Source organism: Roseovarius gahaiensis (genome assembly GCF_011601345.1).
Lineage (GTDB): Bacteria > Pseudomonadota > Alphaproteobacteria > Rhodobacterales > Rhodobacteraceae > Roseovarius > Roseovarius gahaiensis.
Genome location: NZ_JAAORB010000029.1, coordinates 1 through 16162, shown reverse-complemented (window position 1 = coordinate 16162; position 16162 = coordinate 1). Strand labels below are relative to the sequence as shown.

Below are 16162 nucleotides of genomic sequence, written 5' to 3'. Positions count from 1 at the left end.
GATGTGTCGTCTGCGCATAGACTCGGGGATTGCTTGCGTCATAGCGCAAACAGGCGACGCAGGAAAGATGGTATGCGACAGTATACAGAAATTAATTTCTCAGGCCGTGAATTCCTCGGCGCGCTTCAGTTTACCCATCAGCACTCGGGCCACGGTGACAGCCGCCAACACAGCCAAAAACAGCGGCAGCGGCGTGCCGTCGAACATCAAGCCCACCGGCACAGTCAGCAGGATCGACCCGACCGTGGCAATGGCAGCGATGACGCTGGCCCCCATGCCCGCGATATGGCCCAATGGTTCCATCGCCAAAGCGTTGATATTGCCCAGTGTCAGCGCGGCATTGGCAAACACGCTGGTTTGCCACGCGATATACAGCGGAAATTCAATCGCCGGGGGCAGGCCAACGGCAAAGCTCAGCACCATCAAGCCCGATAGCCCGATTTGCAGGGCCAAAGCCCCCGACACCATACGACGCATGCCAAGGCGCATGACCACACGCGCGTTTAGTAGGCTGAAACTGCCAGCAATCAGCGCCATAAGGAAAAACCACTGAGGGAATTGGGCTGCGCGATTAAAATAGATCTCGAACACCTGCTGGATCATCGAGATCGAACAAAACAAGGTGGCCATGCACAGCATTTGCACGGCAATGGCCAGCCGCACGGTCCGGTGCGACACGACCTCTTTCATGGCCAGCACCAGCGCTGCACGGCGGAACGGGCGGCGGGCCTGCGGCGCAAGCGGTTCGTCAAGGCGCAGGGCAAGCCACAGGCCGCTGATCAAGGCGAACACGGCGAAGCAGGCAAAGATCATGCGCCAGCCCGCGATGCCAATAACCACGTTGCCCGCCGGCGGCGAGATCGCGGGCACAAGGGTGAACACCATCATCACAAAGCTCATCAGGCGGGCCATCTCGCGCCCGGAATACAGATCGCGCACAATGGCCAAGGCGACGATCCGCGCCGCCGCGGCGCCAAGACCCTGCACGATGCGCGCGGCAATCATCAATTCCAGCGTGGGCGCCGCCCATGCCAGAGCCGCCCCAAAGATATAGACCCCCGAACCGATCAAGATCACGCGTTTGCGGCCATAGCTGTCAGATAGCGGCCCGGTGAACAGCGTGCCGATCCCAAGCCCAAGGATGAACGACGTGACCACCAGTTGCGCGCGGTTCAGCGCCTCCGGCGTCAACTCGGCCCCGATCTGGGGCAGGGCGGGCAACATGGCGTCGATGGAAAACGCCACCGTCGCCACCAGCATCGCCATCATGGCGACGAATTCGACCCGGCCCAACCGAGATTGGCCGGTCATCGGTCGGGGCTTTCGGGATCGTTCGCGGCGTCAGGCTCGGGATCGGGATGGTGACGGTGCCCCAAGCGCCCGATCAGCCATTCGGTATGTTCTTCGCGTTTCTTCACCGCGAAGGCGCCGAATTGCTGGATGGCCACGGCAAAAATGCCAAGTCCCAGCAAGATGAACACCGTGGTTCCAATCTTGCCCATGGGCGTGGCCGGGACCAACTCACCATAGCCGACGGTGGACAGGGTCACGACGGTAAAGAAATAGCTATCAAGCCACGACCAGCCTTCGACATGATGAAAGAACACCGTGCCACCGGCGATGATCAATATAAGCATCGCCAGAAGGGTAAGCGCCTTCACGCCTCGCATGGCTTAGCCCTGATCCGAGGCCTGTTCCGACTGGCCGGTGATTTCGTCGATCACCTTCAGCCACAGGTCGGGCTGTTGCGCCCCCGGAACGGCATGCTGCCCGGCCACGATGAATGTCGGCACCGAGGTAACGCCCATGTCCCGAAACTGCGTGTCACGCTGGCGAATTGCGTCTTCGTCGGCGTCCGAGTCCAGCAGGCGTCGGATCAGCGCGGCGTCCATCTCAAGCCCGTCGGCCAGATCGGCCAGAACATCCCGATCACCGATATCGCGGCCCTCTTCAAAATAGGCGCGGAACAGGGCCATGGCCATCGCGGTTTGGCGGTCCTCGATCCCGGCCCAGTGGATCATGCGGTGCGCGTCCAGCGTGTTGGGTGTGCGTTCGATGGCTTCGAAATTGATGTTCAACCCGGCCTCGGCTGCCTTTTCGACCACGGGCAGGTAAGCCTGAACCGCGCCCTCCTGCCCGCCGAATTTGGCCTCAAGATAGGCGCGGCGGTCCATCCCGTCGCGGGGCATGTCGGGGTTTAGCTGAAAGGGGTGCCATTCAAGCGTGAACGGGTGGTCCGGGCGCTGTTGCAGCGCCGCATCCAACAAGGCTTTGCCGATATAGCACCACGGGCAGATCGGATCGGAGACGATATCAAGTTTGACCATTGCGGGCCTCGTAAATCGGGCGCAATTGACGCCGCAGGAGTTTGCCGTTGGCCCCGGTGGGCAGGCTCTCGACATGGAAAAAGCCGCGTGGACGTTTGTAGGCGGCCAGGTTTTCCCCGACATACGCGCTTAGCGCGGCTTCGTCCACCGGCGCGGGGCCGGTGTAGAACGCCATGATCAGGCGCGCATCCTGTTTAACCTCGATATCGGTGACAGCGGCTTGCGTGATGCCGGGAAACTGGTTCAGCACCGCCTCGACCTCAAGCGGGGAGACGCGGAAACCACCGGCGTTCATCATGTCATCGGCGCGCCCCAGATAGGTGACATCGCCGTCCTCGCTCATCATGCCCTGATCGCCGGTCAGGAACCAATCGCCTTGGAACCGCGCGGCGGTATCTTCGGGGGCATTGAGATAGCCCAGCATCAGGCCGGGGTCGTCGCGGTGAATGGCGATCGTGCCTTCCTGTCCGATGTCAACCGGCCCGTCCGGTCCGACGATGGCCATATGCCGCCCCGGTTGCGGACGACCCAATGTGCCGGGCACGGCGGGGTGATCAGGGCTGGCCGATATGAAGGTCGAGCATTCGGACATGCCATAGGCTTCGTGTATGGCCGTGCCGGTGGCGGTCTGCCAAGATTCACGGATCGTGTCGGATAATTTCTCGCCAGCGGTCAGACCGTGGCGCAGTTTCGGCAGGTCAAGCACGGCGCTGTCGTCCGTCAGCATCTTACGGTACACACCCGGTGCGGCGGCAAAGATCGTGGCGTCATGACGTTTCAACAACAGCGGCAATTGCGCCGGCGTGATCGCCGCATCGGGAATTAGCGCCGTGGCGCCCATGGTCCAAGGGTCCATCAACCCGGTGCCAAGGGTATAGGTCCAATTGAAGGCACCAGCATGCAAAAGCCGATCTTCGGGCCGCAGCCCATACCAGCCCTGCATCATCATCTGCCGCGCCCAGATTGCCCGGTGCGCGTGGCACACCGCGCGCGGCACACCGGATGTGCCCGAGGTATAGATGATATAGGCCAGACGGTTCGGATCGCCCATGTCGAACGGTGCGGGCGGCAGATCGCGCATCGCCTCAAGCGCGGGTTGATCAATGATTGGCAGGTCGGTGTCTGGCACTGCTATGCCGGGGCCTTGCAAGATTGCGGCAGGCGCGAGCGTCGCCATCATCTTGGCGACTTCGGGGGCCGTTAGTTGCGACGAGGTCGGCACAGGCACCAGACCGACAGCAATCGCGCCCAAGTAGGCAATCGGAAAATCCACTGTATTTCCCAACCGCATCAGAACGACGTCGCCGGGCGTCAGCCCTGCGCGCAACAATCCCGTTCCAGTGCCAAGAACGGCCTGCTTGAGGCGCGCGAAACTATAGCGTTCCGCACCCGACAGGCGCAGCACGGCAAGCGCCACCTTGTCAGGCATGTCGTCGGCATGGGCCAGTACATGCGCAGCAAGGTTGAACGGCGCAGGGCAGGGTTCGGGCGGTGGTGTGTGGGTCTCGGCAATCATGGCATTCGATTAGGCCGCGTGCGGCCCAGTTGCAAGTGTTCGGGTCTGGGCTTATAGGATCAGCCTATGCAGCAGCGCACAACACCGCAAAACCTGATCCGGGTGGCCCGCGACAACGGGCAGGAAGAAACAGCCGAGCCGCTGAACCTTGGCACCCGTGTGCGCGAATTGCGCACCGCGCGGGGCTGGACGCTGGAACAGGCGGCCAAACAGGCCGGGCTGGCGCGCTCGACCCTGTCGAAGATCGAAAATGGGCAGATGTCGCCCACCTATGATGCCTTGAAAAAGCTGGCGGTGGGCTTGGAAATCTCGGTGCCGCAATTGTTTACCCCGCCTCAGCGCGAGCAGATCAGCGGGCGTATGTCGGTGACCAAGGCAGGTGAGGGGCAGCATCAGGCGACCACCACGTATGAGCACGAGTTGCTGTCCGAAACCCTGACGAAAAAACGCATGTTGCCTTATCGCGCTCGCATTCGCGCGCGCAAGGTCGAAGAATTCGACGGCTGGGTGCGCCATGACGGCGAGGAATTTCTGTATGTGCTGACCGGGGTGATCCGGCTGTATACCGAATTTTACGAACCGATCGAGATGCGCCGGGGCGACAGCGCTTATTACGATGCCACGATGGGTCATAACGTGGTTTCGGTCAGCGATGAGGACGCGACGATTTTATGGGTCACGTCGCTGACATAAGCTTTGGCCGCTAAAGCCCTGCAATAGAACGAATTTCATCTGGGCTGCGCCCTTCGCTGCGATACGTGGCGATGGCGCGTGCGTCGTCGCGTTTGGCCAGCCGCTTGCCGACCTCGTCCCGGATCAGGCGGTGATGGTGGTAGATCGGCGTTGGCAGGTCCAGTAGGCGTTGCAACAGCACATGAATTTGCGTGGCGCTGAACAGATCTTGGCCCCGGATTACATGGGTGATCGCTTGGTCGGCGTCGTCCAGCACGACCGACAGGTGATAGGATGCGCCCATGCCGGGCCGCGCAAGCGCCACGTCGCCCACAAGCACCTGCATGTTTTGCGGGCGGATCAGGCCGGTTTCGCCATCTGGGCCGCTGCCGGTTTCCGTAAAGCTTGGCGGCGCGTCAAGCAGGGCCACGGCGCGGGCCATATCCAGACGCAACGGCATATCGGGCATCGGGCCGCGTGGCGGGGTCGTGGGGCGGCAGGTGCCGGGATAGATCACGCCGTCTGGCCCATGCAGCGGCGCGCCTTCCTGCGGGGCTGATGCGGCGGCGCGGATATCGGCTCGACTGCATGAACACGGATAAAGAAGCCCCTGATCCCAAAGGGTTTGCAGGGCATCGCGATAGCGCGGCAACCGGTCGGACTGGTGCAAAACGGGCTGCGGCCATGTCAGGCCCAACCACGCCAGATCGTCGAAAATCTGCGCCTCCCACTGCGGTTTGCAGCGGGTTTGATCCAGATCGTCGATGCGTAACAAAAATGCGCCACCCGCCGCTTGAGCCATGTCATGCGCCAAAACCGCCGAATACGCGTGCCCCAGATGCAAGGGCCCGGTGGGCGACGGGGCGAAACGGGTGGTAAAGTTCATTCTGCCGCGACGAGCGCCGCCTGTTCCAGCCAACCGGTCCAAGCCGCTTTCGCGCGGTCGGTATAGGCTTTGTAGCGGTCCTTGCGCCCCCGGCGCCCGCCCTTAAGGCCATCGACAGGCCGGAACAGGCCGAAATTGACGTTCATCGGCTGAAAGGTTTTCGCCTCGGCCCCGCCGGTAATGTGGTGGATCAGCGCGCCCATGGCGCTGTCTTGTGGGGGCGGCGGTAGAGGTTGGCCCAAAATCTCGGATGCGGCCAAACGCCCGGCCAGCAGGCCCATGGCCGACGATTCGACATAGCCTTCAACGCCGGTGATCTGACCGGCAAAGCGGATATGCGGCCGCGATTTCAGGCGCATCTGATCATCCAGCAAGGTCGGAGAGTTCAGGAAGGTGTTGCGATGAATGCCACCAAGCCGCGCAAAGCTGGCCTCTTCTAATCCGGGAATTAATTTAAAAACAGAGGTTTGCGCGCCATACTTCATCTTTGTCTGAAAGCCGACGATATTGAAGAGCGTGCCAAGCGCATTGTCCCGGCGCAGTTGCACAACGGCCCATGGCTTCACATCGGGCTGGTGCGGGTTGGTCAAGCCAACGGGTTTCATCGGACCATGGCGCAAAGTTTCGCGCCCGCGTTCGGCCATCACTTCAATCGGCAGGCAACCATCGAAATAGCCTGCGGTTTCGCCTTCGTGAAACTCGGTCTTGTCGGCGGCCAGAAGGGCGTCGATGAAGGCCTCGTATTGCTCGCGGTCCATCGGGCAGTTCAGATAAGCGGTGCGCTCTTCCTCGGTCTCGCCTTTGTCATAGCGTGACTGCATCCACGCCTTCGACATGTCGATGCTGTCGAAATAAACGATCGGCGCGATGGCATCGAAAAACGCCAGCGCCTCGGCCCCGGTTTCGCGGGCAATCGCCTGACCCAGCCCTTCGCTGGTCAGCGGGCCGGTGGCGATGATCCAATGACCGTCATCGGGCAGATCGGAAATTTCGCCATAGTCTAAGGAAATCAGCGGATGATCGCGCAGTTTTTGCGTAACAGCTTGGGAAAACGCATCCCGATCCACAGCCAGCGCGCCACCGGCGGGCAAGCGGTTTTGGTCGGCCATCTCCATGATCAGCCCGTTCGCCGCGCGCATTTCCCAATGCAAAAGGCCGACGGCGTTCTGTTCGTCATCATCCGAGCGGAAGGAATTGGAACAGACCATTTCCGCCAGATCGCCGGTGCGATGGGCAAAGGTTTCGACCTTGGGGCGCATTTCGTGGATGACAACGGGCACGCCCATTTGCGCGGCCTGCCATGCGGCTTCGGACCCGGCCATGCCGCCGCCGATGATATGAAGTGTTTTGCTCATGCTGCGGGATGTAGGGGATCGGGCCGGTTTTGGAAAGGGTTCAGGACGGGAACTTATCACCAAAAGGCGTTATGAACGTCGGTTTGGCGTCACCCGGCCTTTCATTGCGCGTCAAAGGGCAAAACAGGCCTATTGGCAAACAGAGCAGGAAACGCGCGCGGGGTGCCGGGATCGGATGATCGGAGACCAGAGAGAGACTGACCCGGAGGAACCAAAGACCCTCGACAAACCGCGCGCGACCAATGGCTTACGCACCTGCACCGCTTACACTTATTGTGCCGTGTAACGCAGCAATTATGGTGCGAAAATGGCAAATGCGGAAATTATGTGGCACAGTTTTGGAAACAATCCTTTGCGCTGCGCCGTTGCCGGTATGGGGCCACGTGGCGTGTCATGTTTGATCCCAGTCAGGCGAACGTTTTTCCAAAAACGCGGCGATGCCTTCGGCGGTATCGCGATAGAGCATGTTTTCGACCATCACATCGCCGGTGTAGGCATAGGCCTGATCCAACGGCATTTCTAGCTGATCGTAAAAGGCGCGCTTGCCGATGCGCACAGCTGCGCCCAGCTTGGCGGCGACGGTATTGGCCAACGCGTCGGTGGCGGCCTCAAGATCGTCATGCGGCACGGCGCGGTTGATCAGCCCCAGTTCCAATGCCCGGTCGGCGTCGATGAATTGACCTGTGGTCAGCATCTCGAACGCTTGTTTGCGCGGGATGTTGCGCGACAGCGCCACCATGGGTGTCGAGCAAAACAGGCCGATATTCACCCCGTTCACGCCAAATCGCGTCCCTTCGGCGGCCACGGCCATATCGCACGACGCCACAAGCTGACATCCGGCTGCGGTGGCGATGCCGTGGGGCTGCGCGATAACAGGCTGCGGCAGGTTGCGAATGCTGGTCATTACGCGGCCACAGCGCGTGAAAAGATCGGCGAAATACGCCCGCCCGCCATCTGCGGCCTGTCGACCTTGGGTCATTTCCTTAAGGTCGTGCCCGGCGCAAAACGCTTTGCCGGTTCCGGCCAGAATGACGACTCGGATCGTGTCATCTTGGGCCAGAGCGTCGAACTGCTCTTGAAGTGCGGCCATCATCGCATCGCTCAGCGCGTTCAGCTTTTCGGGGTGATTGAGTGTCAGCCGGGCGATTGCGCCACTGTCGCTGCGTTCCAGAATTGCCATCTTGCACCTCCTTGAAATGTTGTGAACAACCTTAAGCATGAACAGGCCGGGAGGGAACCACATGGCATTGAAAATGGCGCGCGACGATCTGACGGAGTTTCTAGCTGCGGAATTTCCGCAGGTGGCGCAGGATTTCGTGATCGAGGATGTCGCGGAAAACCGCATCCGCGTGCGATTGGCCACGCAAGATCGGCATTTACGACCCGGCGGAACTGTTTCGGGGCCATCCATGTTCGCCTTGGCGGATGTCGGGGTATATCTGGCGATCCTTGCGATGATCGGGCCAAAGGCGCTGGCCGTGACCACGAATTGCAGCATCGACTTCATGCGCAAGCCCGCAGCCGGTGCCGACCTGATCGCCGAATGCCGGTTGTTGAAACTTGGCCGGGTTCTGGCGGTGGGCGAAGTGTTGATGATGTCCGAAGGGGGGGATGCGCCGGTGGCCCGCGCCAGCCTGACGTATTCGATCCCACCGGAATAGGCGGCGGGGCAGGGCCATCGGCGTGGTGTTAAGGCGTTCAGAGCTGCTTGGAAAAGTGGGGTATCATTATACCCAAAATATAAGTGTTTGATTTATATTAGTTTTAATAGACTTAGTGCGCTTGACCTGACCGCAGCAGTCTTTATAACCGCCTCATCTCACAAAGGGGCACGCCAAAGGGCTGCCCGGCACGTCAACAAGGGATTTCCCTGCAATGAAAACATTTTCTGCAACTCCGGCAGATATCGACAAGAAATGGATCCTGATCGACGCTGAAGGCGTGATTCTGGGTCGTCTTGCGTCGATCATCGCCATGCGCCTGCGTGGCAAGCACAAGGCGTCGTTCACGCCGAACATGGACATGGGTGACAACGTCATCGTCATCAATGCCGACAAGGTTCAGCTGACCGGCAACAAGCGCGACAAGCCCAACTACTGGCATACCGGTCATCCCGGCGGGATCAAATCGCGTACCACCGGTGAAATTCTGGAAGGCGCGTTTCCTGAACGCGTTGTCACGCAAGCGGTCAAGCGCATGCTGCCGGGCAACCGTCTGGCGCGCAAGCAGATGACCAATCTGCGCGTTTACGCCGGCACCGAGCATCCCCACGAGGCGCAAAGCCCCGAAGTGCTGGATGTGAAATCCATGAACAAGAAAAACACGCGGGTGGCATACTGATGGCTGAAGAAATCAAAACGCTCGAAGGTCTGGAAGCGGTCGCCGAAGGCGGTGCCGTGGCCGAGGCCGAACTCGCAACCCCGCGTGAGCCCGTTCGTGACGACCTCGGTCGCTCCTACGCCACAGGCAAGCGGAAAGACGCGGTCGCCCGTGTCTGGATCAAGCCCGGTTCGGGCAAGATGCTGGTGCGCGATGCCAAGGGCAACTATATCGACTACACCAAGTATTTCGCACGGCCCGTGCTGCAGATGATCCTGCGCCAGCCTTTCGAAGTGGCCGGTGTGTCCGATCAGTTCGACGTTATGGCAACCGTCAAGGGCGGTGGCCTGTCGGGGCAGGCCGGGGCCGTCAAGCACGGGATCTCGAAAGCGCTGCAACTGTATGACCCGACCCTGCGGTCGGCGCTCAAGGCGGCAGGCTTCCTGACGCGCGACAGCCGCGTTGTGGAACGTAAGAAGTTCGGTCGCCGCAAAGCGCGCCGGAGCTTCCAGTTCTCGAAGCGTTAAGCAAAGCAACAACGGTTTTTCAAAAAGCGCAGCCCGCGGGTTGCGCTTTTTGCCATCCGGGGCCAATCAGACGCCATGAAATACAGACGTGAAATTGATGGGCTGCGCGCTGTTGCTTTGGTGCCAGTGGTTTTGTTCCATGCCGGTCTAAGCCTGTTTTCAGGCGGCTATGTGGGCGTTGATGTGTTCTTTGTGATTTCGGGGTATCTGATCACCACGATCATTATCGCGGAACGTGATGAGGGGCGGTTTTCGATCCTGCGGTTTTACGAACGGCGCGCGCGGCGGATTTTGCCCGCGCTGTTTTTGGTCATGGGGCTGTGTGTGCCCTTGGCGTGGATATGGATGCCGCCCGACGCCTTCAATGATTTCCTGCGCAGCACGGCCTTTGCGGCCTTGTTCATTTCGAACGTGCATTTTTGGGAAAATGTCGGCTATTTCGCCATCGACGCCGAGTTGCGCCCATTGCTTCACACTTGGAGTCTGGCGGTTGAAGAGCAATACTATGTGTTCTTCCCGTTGCTTTTGGCCCTTCTGGGCGTGTTTCGCCGCGCCAAGCATATCATTGTCATCGGCTTGCTGGCAGCGGGCTCGCTGGCGCTGAGTGAATGGGGCTGGCGCAATTACCCGGACCAGAACTTTTTCTTCACGTTTTCGCGTATATGGGAGCTGTTTGCCGGCTCTATCTGCGCGTTCATCGTGTTCAAACGACCGGTGGCGGCCAATGGCCCGGCGGCGGCGCTTGGGCTGGGGATGATCCTGTATTCCGTCTTTATCTATGACGGATCGGTGCCTTTTCCGTCGGCCTATGCCTTGTTGCCGGTGGTCGGCACCGCGTTGATCTTGTTGTTTGCGCAACAGGGCACGATCGTTGCGCGGCTGTTGTCGATGAAACTGCCCGTCGCAATCGGCTTGGTCAGCTATTCTGCCTATCTGTGGCATCAGCCACTTTTTGCCTTTGCCCGCTTGCGCAGCCTGCACGAACCGGCCCTTTGGATCATGCTGTTGCTGGCTGTGCTGAGCTTTGGTCTGGCCGTGCTCAGTTGGCGCTATGTTGAACAGCCGTTCCGCGCCGGACCGCGCAAATGGTTGCCCGGACGCCCTGCGCTGTTTGGGGCCAGTCTGGCCGGTATCGCTGCTTTTGTCGCCTTTGGCTTAGGCGGTATGCAACTGGGCTGGGCCGATGCGCGGCTTGCGGGACGGATGACGCCATTTTATCAGCAGATCATGGACAGCACCGCCGGCAGCGCCCTCAGCGGTGAGTGCTTATCGCCGACCGATGGCGATGAGACCGCCACAAAATTCTGCACTGTGTTCAACGGAGATCCCGGCGGGGAAACCCTGGCTGTTTTTGGTGACAGCCATGCGCAGGCCATTCTGCCCGCGTTTGAGCAATATTCGAACGATACCGGCGCGCGGGTGGTCAAGGCAATCACGGCGGGCTGTCCGCCGCTGATCGGGGCCTATGTTCTGAACGGCAACTTTCCCTTGGGCACCTGTCATAACCTTGGGCAGGCGCAGGCACGGTATGTGGCCGAGAATGATATATCGACCGTGGTGCTGGTGTCCCGCTGGTCGCTTTACACCAAGGGCACCTATGGGCGCGAAGGTGACGCGTTCCTGTTGAACGATCAGCCCGCCCGGCAAACCGGTGGCCGCGCCGCCGCGCGCGCGGTGTTTTCCAAAACCCTGCGCGATACCGCTGCATTCTACAAAGCACAGGGCGTCCGGTTGATCATCCTTGAACAAGTGCCGCAGATGCTTGTGAAACCCGAAGATGTGGTGCACGAGGCGATGATGCTGCGCCGCACACCCGATGCAGCACAAGACCAATTTGGCCGTGACGGGATCGATGTGGCAGTGCATGACGACTTGCAAAGTTTTGCACGCCGCGAGTTTGAAAAGCTCGACGGTGTCGAAGTGGCGTCGGTGGCCGAGGCGTTCCGCGACGGGGATCGGTATCGCTGGTTCATCAACGGTCGGTCGGCCTATACTGATCTTGATCACGTATCGCTTTATGGCGCACGCCTGTTGCAACCGTTGATGGCGCGGATCCTGTCGGGCAAATAATCAGTCGTCTGCCGTGATCAGGCCAAGACCCCGCAGATAGATCGCGATCCCGCTTTCCAGCAAATCCTCGGCGGCAAACGGTGATGTGATGCCCGGAGAGTTGCGCGCGAACAGTTCGACCACGCCATGCGACATTGCCCAGATATGGGCACTGAACATCGCGGCGGGCGGGCGTTTGTCGGCTGCAATTCGGTGGCACAGCGCATCCGCCGCCCGGTCCATGATGGCGCGGGCGCGTTTGGCCTCTTGTGCCAATTCGGGTGTCCGATTGACCGGGATGCCGCTTTCGAACATGGCGATGTAATGGCCGGGATGTTGCCGCGCAAAGGCCAGATAGGCGCGCCCCGTGGCTTTGAAACTGGCAAGGGCCGAAGGCTGACCATGGTCAAAGGCTGCCTCCATGACATCCGCGAAAATCGCATAGCCTTGGCGCGATGCCTCGGCGATCAGATCATCGCGGCCCGCAAAATGCCGATACACCGCAGCCGGGGTCACCCCGGCCTGTTTGGCGGCTTCTGAAAGGGTAAACCCGGCAGGGCCTTTGACTTCGGTCAGGCGCAGGGCCGCTTCGACCAGAGCTTGGCGCAGATTGCCATGATGATATCCGCGCTTAGCCATCCCATATCTCGGGGCCGCCACATACGGCGGTGTCGGCTTGGCCGATGGCCTTGGGATCTTTGCCGTCATAGTCGATATGGGTCAGCACATGGCGCAGGGCGGCAATGCGGGCGCGGCGTTTGTCGTCCGATCTGATGATCGTCCAAGGCGCATACGGGGTGTGCGACCGATCCAGTGTTTCGGAAATCGCCGCGGTATACTTATCCCACTTGTACAGCCCCTCAACATCAATCCGGCTGAGCTTCCATTGCTTCAGGCGGCTGTCTTCCCGTTTCAAGAAACGACGCAACTGTTCCGCGCGACCGACGTTCAACCAAAATTTGAACAGGTGAATGCCCTCATCCACCAGCATTCTTTCAAAGTCAGGTGTCTGGACAAAAAAGTGCTCGCGTTGATCATCGGTGCAAAACCCAAACACTTTTTCCACGACCCCGCGATTGTACCAACTGCGATCATAGAACACGATTTCACCGCCGGCGGGCAGGTGGTCAATATAGCGTTGGAAATACCATTGCGACGCCTCGACATCCGATGGCTTGGACAGCGCCACAACCCGCGCACCCCGCGGGTTGAGATGTTTGCGAAACCGCTTGATCGTTCCACCCTTGCCCGCGGCATCGCGGCCCTCAAAAACGATGGCAATGCGCGCGCCGCTTTGTTTGGCCCATGCTTGCAGTTTGACCAACTCGATCTGCAACGCTTTCAGCTCTTTCTTGTAGTGCTTGCGCGGCAAGCGTTCGGAATGCGGGTAGGATGTTTCCAGAATATCGCCTTTTTCTGCCCGCTTGATCGCGTTGCGGATGTCATCCGGCGCGTCGTCTTGCAAATACGTGCTGATGGCACCATCGAATGGCAGCTGCATAGACCCCTCCCTTTTGCTGTCAATATGGCGGCTTAGGGCGTGGGGTGCAATCCGGCGCGCGCCGCCGCGCGGTCAATCGCCGCCACAACACGGTCTTCGGCCACGTGTTGTGGCATATGGCCGACGCCGGGCAGGCGGGTCAGATTGGCCTGAGGGACTTGCCTTGCCAAAGGCTCGGCATGGATCGTCAGGCCGACGGTTGTATCGGCCGTGCCGTGGACGATTTCCAACGGGATTTGGAACCTGTCATAGTCGTCTTGCAGGGCTGTGATCTCGGACAGAAGGTTGGCCCGCTGCACGGCATTGGCGCGAAGCGATTGCCGCCGCAAGGTCAGCGGTGCGCCGACATGCGATATGTAGCCTTGCGGCACGGTGTTGGGGTCGAAAATGCTGGCGACTTCGCGTTCGACACGGGCGTCGCGCACAAAGGCTGTCAGGAAGGGAATGACCAACGGGCCAGCGACCGGGTGCGACAGCACCTTGTAATAGGTCGACAGCGGGCTGTCCCAAGGTTTGGCCGGGGCCGACAGGGGCACCAGCGCTGCAATGTGATCGGGCCGGTGCACGGCCCACGCCAAAGCCACCGCGCCGCCGTAAGAATGGCCCAGAACAACGGGATTTTCGATCCCGAGCTGACGCGCGGCATCCGACAGCAATTCGGCTTGTTGGCGGATGGTGGCGCCGGTTTGATTGATCCGATCCGTGTAGCCAAGGCCGGGCCGGTCAAACACCGTAACCCGGTAGCGGTCGGCCAAACGCGGTGCAAGACTATGGGTCATGTCACGCAGGTTGCCGCTGGCCCCGTGGATCAGCACCACATCGGGGCCGTCGCCCATGGTCAGCGCATGAACGCGGTGGTCCCCCACCTGCACGAACTGCCCCTGCGGGGGAAAGGCCGCCTCGGCACGGGCTTCGTGCAGGCGGGCACGATGTTGGGTGTAAGCCCATAGCACGGCCAACCCCACCAATATGCCAAGGGTGATCTTAATCGCCAATGGCATGCAGGTCGAACGGTGTTGTCTGGTAAATCTGGTTGATCCAGTTGCCATACAGCAGATGCGCGTGGCTGCGCCATCGGTTCTGCGGCGGGCGTGTAGGGTCATCCTCGGGGTAATAGTTGCAGGGCACGTTGATCGGCGTGCCGCTGGCAACATCGCGATCGTATTCCTGTTTCAGGGTGTCACTGTCATATTCCAGATGGTTGAAGATATAGAGCGCCCGGCACCCCGGATCTTCAACCAGACAAGGGCCCACGTCATCGCTATGCAACAGGATATTCAGGCCCGGCACGGCCTCGATCTCGGATTTGCGCATTTCCGTCCAGCGGCTGACCGGGATCACGCAATCATCTGAAAAGCCCCGCAAATAGGGCGAGGCGGGGGCCATGTTGCGATGCCGAAAACAGCCAAAGGCCTTATGATCCAGCATGTGTTTGCGAACGCCATGGAAATGATTGATCATCGCCATGCCACCCCAGCAGACGCCAAAGGTGGAATGCACGTGGCTTTGGGTCCAGTCAAAGACCTGCTGCAGCTCATCCCAATAGGTCACATCGGCAAAATCCAGATGCTCGATCGGGGCACCGGTGATGATAAGCCCGTCGAACCGCTCACCGCTGGCGACGACCTGCGAAAAAGGGCGGTAAAAGCTGCGCATGTGATCGGCGGCGGTGTTCTTGGTGTGATGCTCGCTCATGCGGATCAGGCTGAGTTCGATCTGCAGGGGGGTGGCCCCGATCAGCCGGGCAAATTGGTTTTCGGTCTGGATTTTCTTGGGCATCAGGTTCAGCAAACCGATGCGCAACGGGCGAATATCCTGCCGCGCGGCCTGATCTTCATCCATCACCATCACGCCCTCGCGCGTCAGCACGTCATAGGCAGGCAGTTTGGAGGGGATTTTGATAGGCATGTGGGCAGGTATCCTTGGCGGTTATTCAGAGGTAGCTTCGTCACCGCGCCGCTCAAGGGCGGTGGCGATCAGGTCGGTAAAGTCTTCGGCATGGTGCACAGCGGCGATTTCATCGGCGGTTACCGTCACGCCCCATTTCGCCATCGCTTCATACCGCGGCTGACGATGCGCAAGGGCGCGTGCATAGGTCCAGCGGATAAAGGAATCAGGATCAACTTTGTCCGCCTCTACATTGTTTTCGCTAAGATATTCACCCCATGCCTCGCTTAGAAATTCGGGTTGATAAGCCATCGGTTTGGGCGCGCGGTCAAAGCGGCGGATCAATTCGCGGGTATGCGCCTCCGAGCCTTGGATATAGACCATCAGGCAGTGCTGGCTCAGTTCGGTCAGCAGCGGATCGTCCGGGTTATCGCCATCCACCCATTCGCAGATGGATCCGCCGGTATCGCAGATGAAATGCGGGTATCCATACAGCTTGCGGGCGCGCGTGATGAAATGCGCGGTGTCCCTCAGCGCCGCAATTTCGGCTTTGCGGAATTGCTCCTGCCGGGCGCAGTAGTCTTCAATCGGCAGGCCGCCCTTGGCCGGATCGCCCGGTTTTCCCAGATAGGTCGAGACAGGGCTAAGATTATCGAAAGTGATGTTGGACCCGATATAGATCGAATCCGACAGCAGCAAATCACGCAGGAACGGCATCTGCATGGCATGGGCCTTGGCGTTATCGACAATCAACTCGCCCATGTAGCGGGTGCCGATACGGTAATCGATGGAATAGTGAAACCAATCGCCCGACGCGCGCAGCATGTTCGACACATGCGTTTTGCCAAGGCCGGACATGCCGTAAAACAGAATGTGTTTTTCCGGCGCATCGCGCCAGTCTTGTGCCGAATTATAGATCATCGCCAACCCCTTGTTGCCCGATGGTGGTAGCCAGAGGGGCCGAGCAGGTCAATCGAAAGCCGCGTAATGAAAAGCCCCACCCGATGGATCGGGCGGGGCCTGACTGTGCTGGAATGGCCGTGGGGCTTAGAGCGTGTCGCGTTTAATCGGTTTTGTATCCTGCTGCCTTGAAGAAGTTGTAGCATTCCTCGTCGGTGAAGAG

At 60.0% G+C, this 16162-nt stretch carries 17 protein-coding genes; 5 read left to right on the top strand and 12 right to left on the bottom strand.

Annotation, left to right across the window (positions count from 1 at the left end; all coding sequences use genetic code 11):
- Window positions 1-99: 99 nt before the first annotated feature.
- From HAT86_RS12535 to HAT86_RS12520, 4 genes are read right to left on the bottom strand one after another with little or no spacing between them, the layout of a single operon-like run.
- Window positions 100-1311: an MFS transporter gene (locus tag HAT86_RS12535; protein ID WP_167198206.1), complete on the bottom strand. Its 1212-nt coding sequence runs from the start codon at window positions 1309-1311 to the stop codon at window positions 100-102.
- A complete protein-coding gene (locus tag HAT86_RS12530) occupies window positions 1308-1670 on the bottom strand; it encodes a potassium channel family protein (protein ID WP_167198203.1) in 363 nt (120 codons plus the stop codon). The genes HAT86_RS12535 and HAT86_RS12530 overlap by 4 nt, the downstream gene beginning before the upstream one ends.
- 3 nt (window positions 1671-1673) lie before the next feature.
- Window positions 1674-2327 carry a DsbA family oxidoreductase gene (locus HAT86_RS12525; protein WP_167198200.1) on the bottom strand — a complete coding sequence of 218 codons (654 nt, stop codon included), beginning with the start codon at window positions 2325-2327 and terminating at the stop codon, window positions 1674-1676.
- A complete protein-coding gene (locus HAT86_RS12520) occupies window positions 2314-3843 on the bottom strand; it encodes a class I adenylate-forming enzyme family protein (protein ID WP_167198197.1) in 1530 nt (509 codons plus the stop codon). The genes HAT86_RS12525 and HAT86_RS12520 overlap by 14 nt, the downstream gene beginning before the upstream one ends.
- Window positions 3844-3909: 66 nt before the next feature.
- Here HAT86_RS12520 and HAT86_RS12515 point away from each other — a divergent pair, with 66 nt between their 5' ends.
- On the top strand, window positions 3910-4536 hold the full coding sequence (locus HAT86_RS12515) for a helix-turn-helix domain-containing protein (RefSeq protein ID WP_167198194.1): 627 nt from the start codon (window positions 3910-3912) through the stop codon (window positions 4534-4536).
- A gap of 10 nt (window positions 4537-4546) precedes the next feature.
- Here HAT86_RS12515 and gluQRS read toward each other — a convergent pair whose 3' ends face one another.
- The 3 genes from gluQRS to HAT86_RS12500 form a co-directional block, all read right to left on the bottom strand.
- The gene (gene gluQRS, locus HAT86_RS12510; RefSeq protein WP_167198191.1) at window positions 4547-5401 is read right to left on the bottom strand and encodes a tRNA glutamyl-Q(34) synthetase GluQRS; all 855 of its coding nucleotides are present in this window, start codon (window positions 5399-5401) and stop codon (window positions 4547-4549) included.
- On the bottom strand, window positions 5398-6756 hold the full coding sequence (gene trmFO / locus HAT86_RS12505) for a methylenetetrahydrofolate--tRNA-(uracil(54)-C(5))-methyltransferase (FADH(2)-oxidizing) TrmFO (RefSeq protein ID WP_167198188.1): 1359 nt from the start codon (window positions 6754-6756) through the stop codon (window positions 5398-5400). The genes gluQRS and trmFO overlap by 4 nt, the downstream gene beginning before the upstream one ends.
- 391 nt (window positions 6757-7147) lie before the next feature.
- Window positions 7148-7936, bottom strand: a complete 789-nt coding sequence (locus HAT86_RS12500; RefSeq protein ID WP_167198185.1) for an enoyl-CoA hydratase — start codon at window positions 7934-7936, stop codon at window positions 7148-7150.
- A gap of 61 nt (window positions 7937-7997) precedes the next feature.
- Here HAT86_RS12500 and HAT86_RS12495 point away from each other — a divergent pair, with 61 nt between their 5' ends.
- The 4 genes from HAT86_RS12495 to HAT86_RS12480 all read left to right on the top strand — a co-directional run bounded on the left by HAT86_RS12495 (window position 7998) and on the right by HAT86_RS12480 (window position 11672).
- A complete protein-coding gene (locus HAT86_RS12495) occupies window positions 7998-8417 on the top strand; it encodes a PaaI family thioesterase (RefSeq protein WP_167198182.1) in 420 nt (139 codons plus the stop codon).
- Between the two features lie 214 nt (window positions 8418-8631).
- Window positions 8632-9096, top strand: a complete 465-nt coding sequence (gene rplM / locus HAT86_RS12490; RefSeq protein ID WP_167198178.1) for a 50S ribosomal protein L13 — start codon at window positions 8632-8634, stop codon at window positions 9094-9096.
- Window positions 9096-9602, top strand: a complete 507-nt coding sequence (gene rpsI, locus HAT86_RS12485; RefSeq protein WP_167198175.1) for a 30S ribosomal protein S9 — start codon at window positions 9096-9098, stop codon at window positions 9600-9602. Before rplM ends, rpsI begins: the two co-directional genes overlap by 1 nt.
- Before the next feature lie 75 nt (window positions 9603-9677).
- Complete coding sequence (locus tag HAT86_RS12480; RefSeq protein ID WP_167198172.1) at window positions 9678-11672, top strand: acyltransferase family protein; 1995 nt, start codon at window positions 9678-9680, stop codon at window positions 11670-11672.
- Here HAT86_RS12480 and HAT86_RS12475 read toward each other — a convergent pair whose 3' ends face one another.
- The 5 genes from HAT86_RS12475 to HAT86_RS12455 are packed head-to-tail and all read right to left on the bottom strand — an operon-like array spanning window position 11673 to window position 15960.
- On the bottom strand, window positions 11673-12290 hold the full coding sequence (locus HAT86_RS12475; RefSeq protein WP_167198169.1) for a TetR/AcrR family transcriptional regulator: 618 nt from the start codon (window positions 12288-12290) through the stop codon (window positions 11673-11675).
- A complete protein-coding gene (gene ppk2, locus HAT86_RS12470) occupies window positions 12283-13152 on the bottom strand; it encodes a polyphosphate kinase 2 (protein ID WP_167198166.1) in 870 nt (289 codons plus the stop codon). The genes HAT86_RS12475 and ppk2 overlap by 8 nt, the downstream gene beginning before the upstream one ends.
- Window positions 13153-13184: 32 nt before the next feature.
- Window positions 13185-14153 (bottom strand): alpha/beta fold hydrolase, encoded by a 969-nt coding sequence (locus HAT86_RS12465; protein WP_167198163.1) that lies wholly within the window; start codon window positions 14151-14153, stop codon window positions 13185-13187.
- Window positions 14137-15060 (bottom strand): homoserine O-acetyltransferase MetA, encoded by a 924-nt coding sequence (metA, locus tag HAT86_RS12460; protein WP_167198160.1) that lies wholly within the window; start codon window positions 15058-15060, stop codon window positions 14137-14139. Before metA ends, HAT86_RS12465 begins: the two co-directional genes overlap by 17 nt.
- Window positions 15061-15081: 21 nt before the next feature.
- On the bottom strand, window positions 15082-15960 hold the full coding sequence (locus tag HAT86_RS12455) for an ATPase (protein WP_167198157.1): 879 nt from the start codon (window positions 15958-15960) through the stop codon (window positions 15082-15084).
- Window positions 15961-16162 lie beyond the last annotated feature (202 nt).

Excerpts from the sequence above, each read along its gene's own strand:
- HAT86_RS12535 (WP_167198206.1), bottom strand. The coding sequence starts at position 1,311 with ATGACCGGCCAATCTCGGTTGGGCCGGGTCGAATTCGTCGCCATGATG.
- HAT86_RS12530 (WP_167198203.1), bottom strand. The coding sequence starts at position 1,670 with ATGCGAGGCGTGAAGGCGCTTACCCTTCTGGCGATGCTTATATTGATC.
- HAT86_RS12525 (WP_167198200.1), bottom strand. The coding sequence starts at position 2,327 with ATGGTCAAACTTGATATCGTCTCCGATCCGATCTGCCCGTGGTGCTAT.
- HAT86_RS12520 (WP_167198197.1), bottom strand. The coding sequence starts at position 3,843 with ATGATTGCCGAGACCCACACACCACCGCCCGAACCCTGCCCTGCGCCG.
- HAT86_RS12515 (WP_167198194.1), top strand. The coding sequence starts at position 3,910 with ATGCAGCAGCGCACAACACCGCAAAACCTGATCCGGGTGGCCCGCGAC.
- gluQRS (WP_167198191.1), bottom strand. The coding sequence starts at position 5,401 with ATGAACTTTACCACCCGTTTCGCCCCGTCGCCCACCGGGCCCTTGCAT.
- trmFO (WP_167198188.1), bottom strand. The coding sequence starts at position 6,756 with ATGAGCAAAACACTTCATATCATCGGCGGCGGCATGGCCGGGTCCGAA.
- HAT86_RS12500 (WP_167198185.1), bottom strand. The coding sequence starts at position 7,936 with ATGGCAATTCTGGAACGCAGCGACAGTGGCGCAATCGCCCGGCTGACA.
- HAT86_RS12495 (WP_167198182.1), top strand. The coding sequence starts at position 7,998 with ATGGCATTGAAAATGGCGCGCGACGATCTGACGGAGTTTCTAGCTGCG.
- rplM (WP_167198178.1), top strand. The coding sequence starts at position 8,632 with ATGAAAACATTTTCTGCAACTCCGGCAGATATCGACAAGAAATGGATC.
- rpsI (WP_167198175.1), top strand. The coding sequence starts at position 9,096 with ATGGCTGAAGAAATCAAAACGCTCGAAGGTCTGGAAGCGGTCGCCGAA.
- HAT86_RS12480 (WP_167198172.1), top strand. The coding sequence starts at position 9,678 with ATGAAATACAGACGTGAAATTGATGGGCTGCGCGCTGTTGCTTTGGTG.
- HAT86_RS12475 (WP_167198169.1), bottom strand. The coding sequence starts at position 12,290 with ATGGCTAAGCGCGGATATCATCATGGCAATCTGCGCCAAGCTCTGGTC.
- ppk2 (WP_167198166.1), bottom strand. The coding sequence starts at position 13,152 with ATGCAGCTGCCATTCGATGGTGCCATCAGCACGTATTTGCAAGACGAC.
- HAT86_RS12465 (WP_167198163.1), bottom strand. The coding sequence starts at position 14,153 with ATGCCATTGGCGATTAAGATCACCCTTGGCATATTGGTGGGGTTGGCC.
- metA (WP_167198160.1), bottom strand. The coding sequence starts at position 15,060 with ATGCCTATCAAAATCCCCTCCAAACTGCCTGCCTATGACGTGCTGACG.
- HAT86_RS12455 (WP_167198157.1), bottom strand. The coding sequence starts at position 15,960 with ATGATCTATAATTCGGCACAAGACTGGCGCGATGCGCCGGAAAAACAC.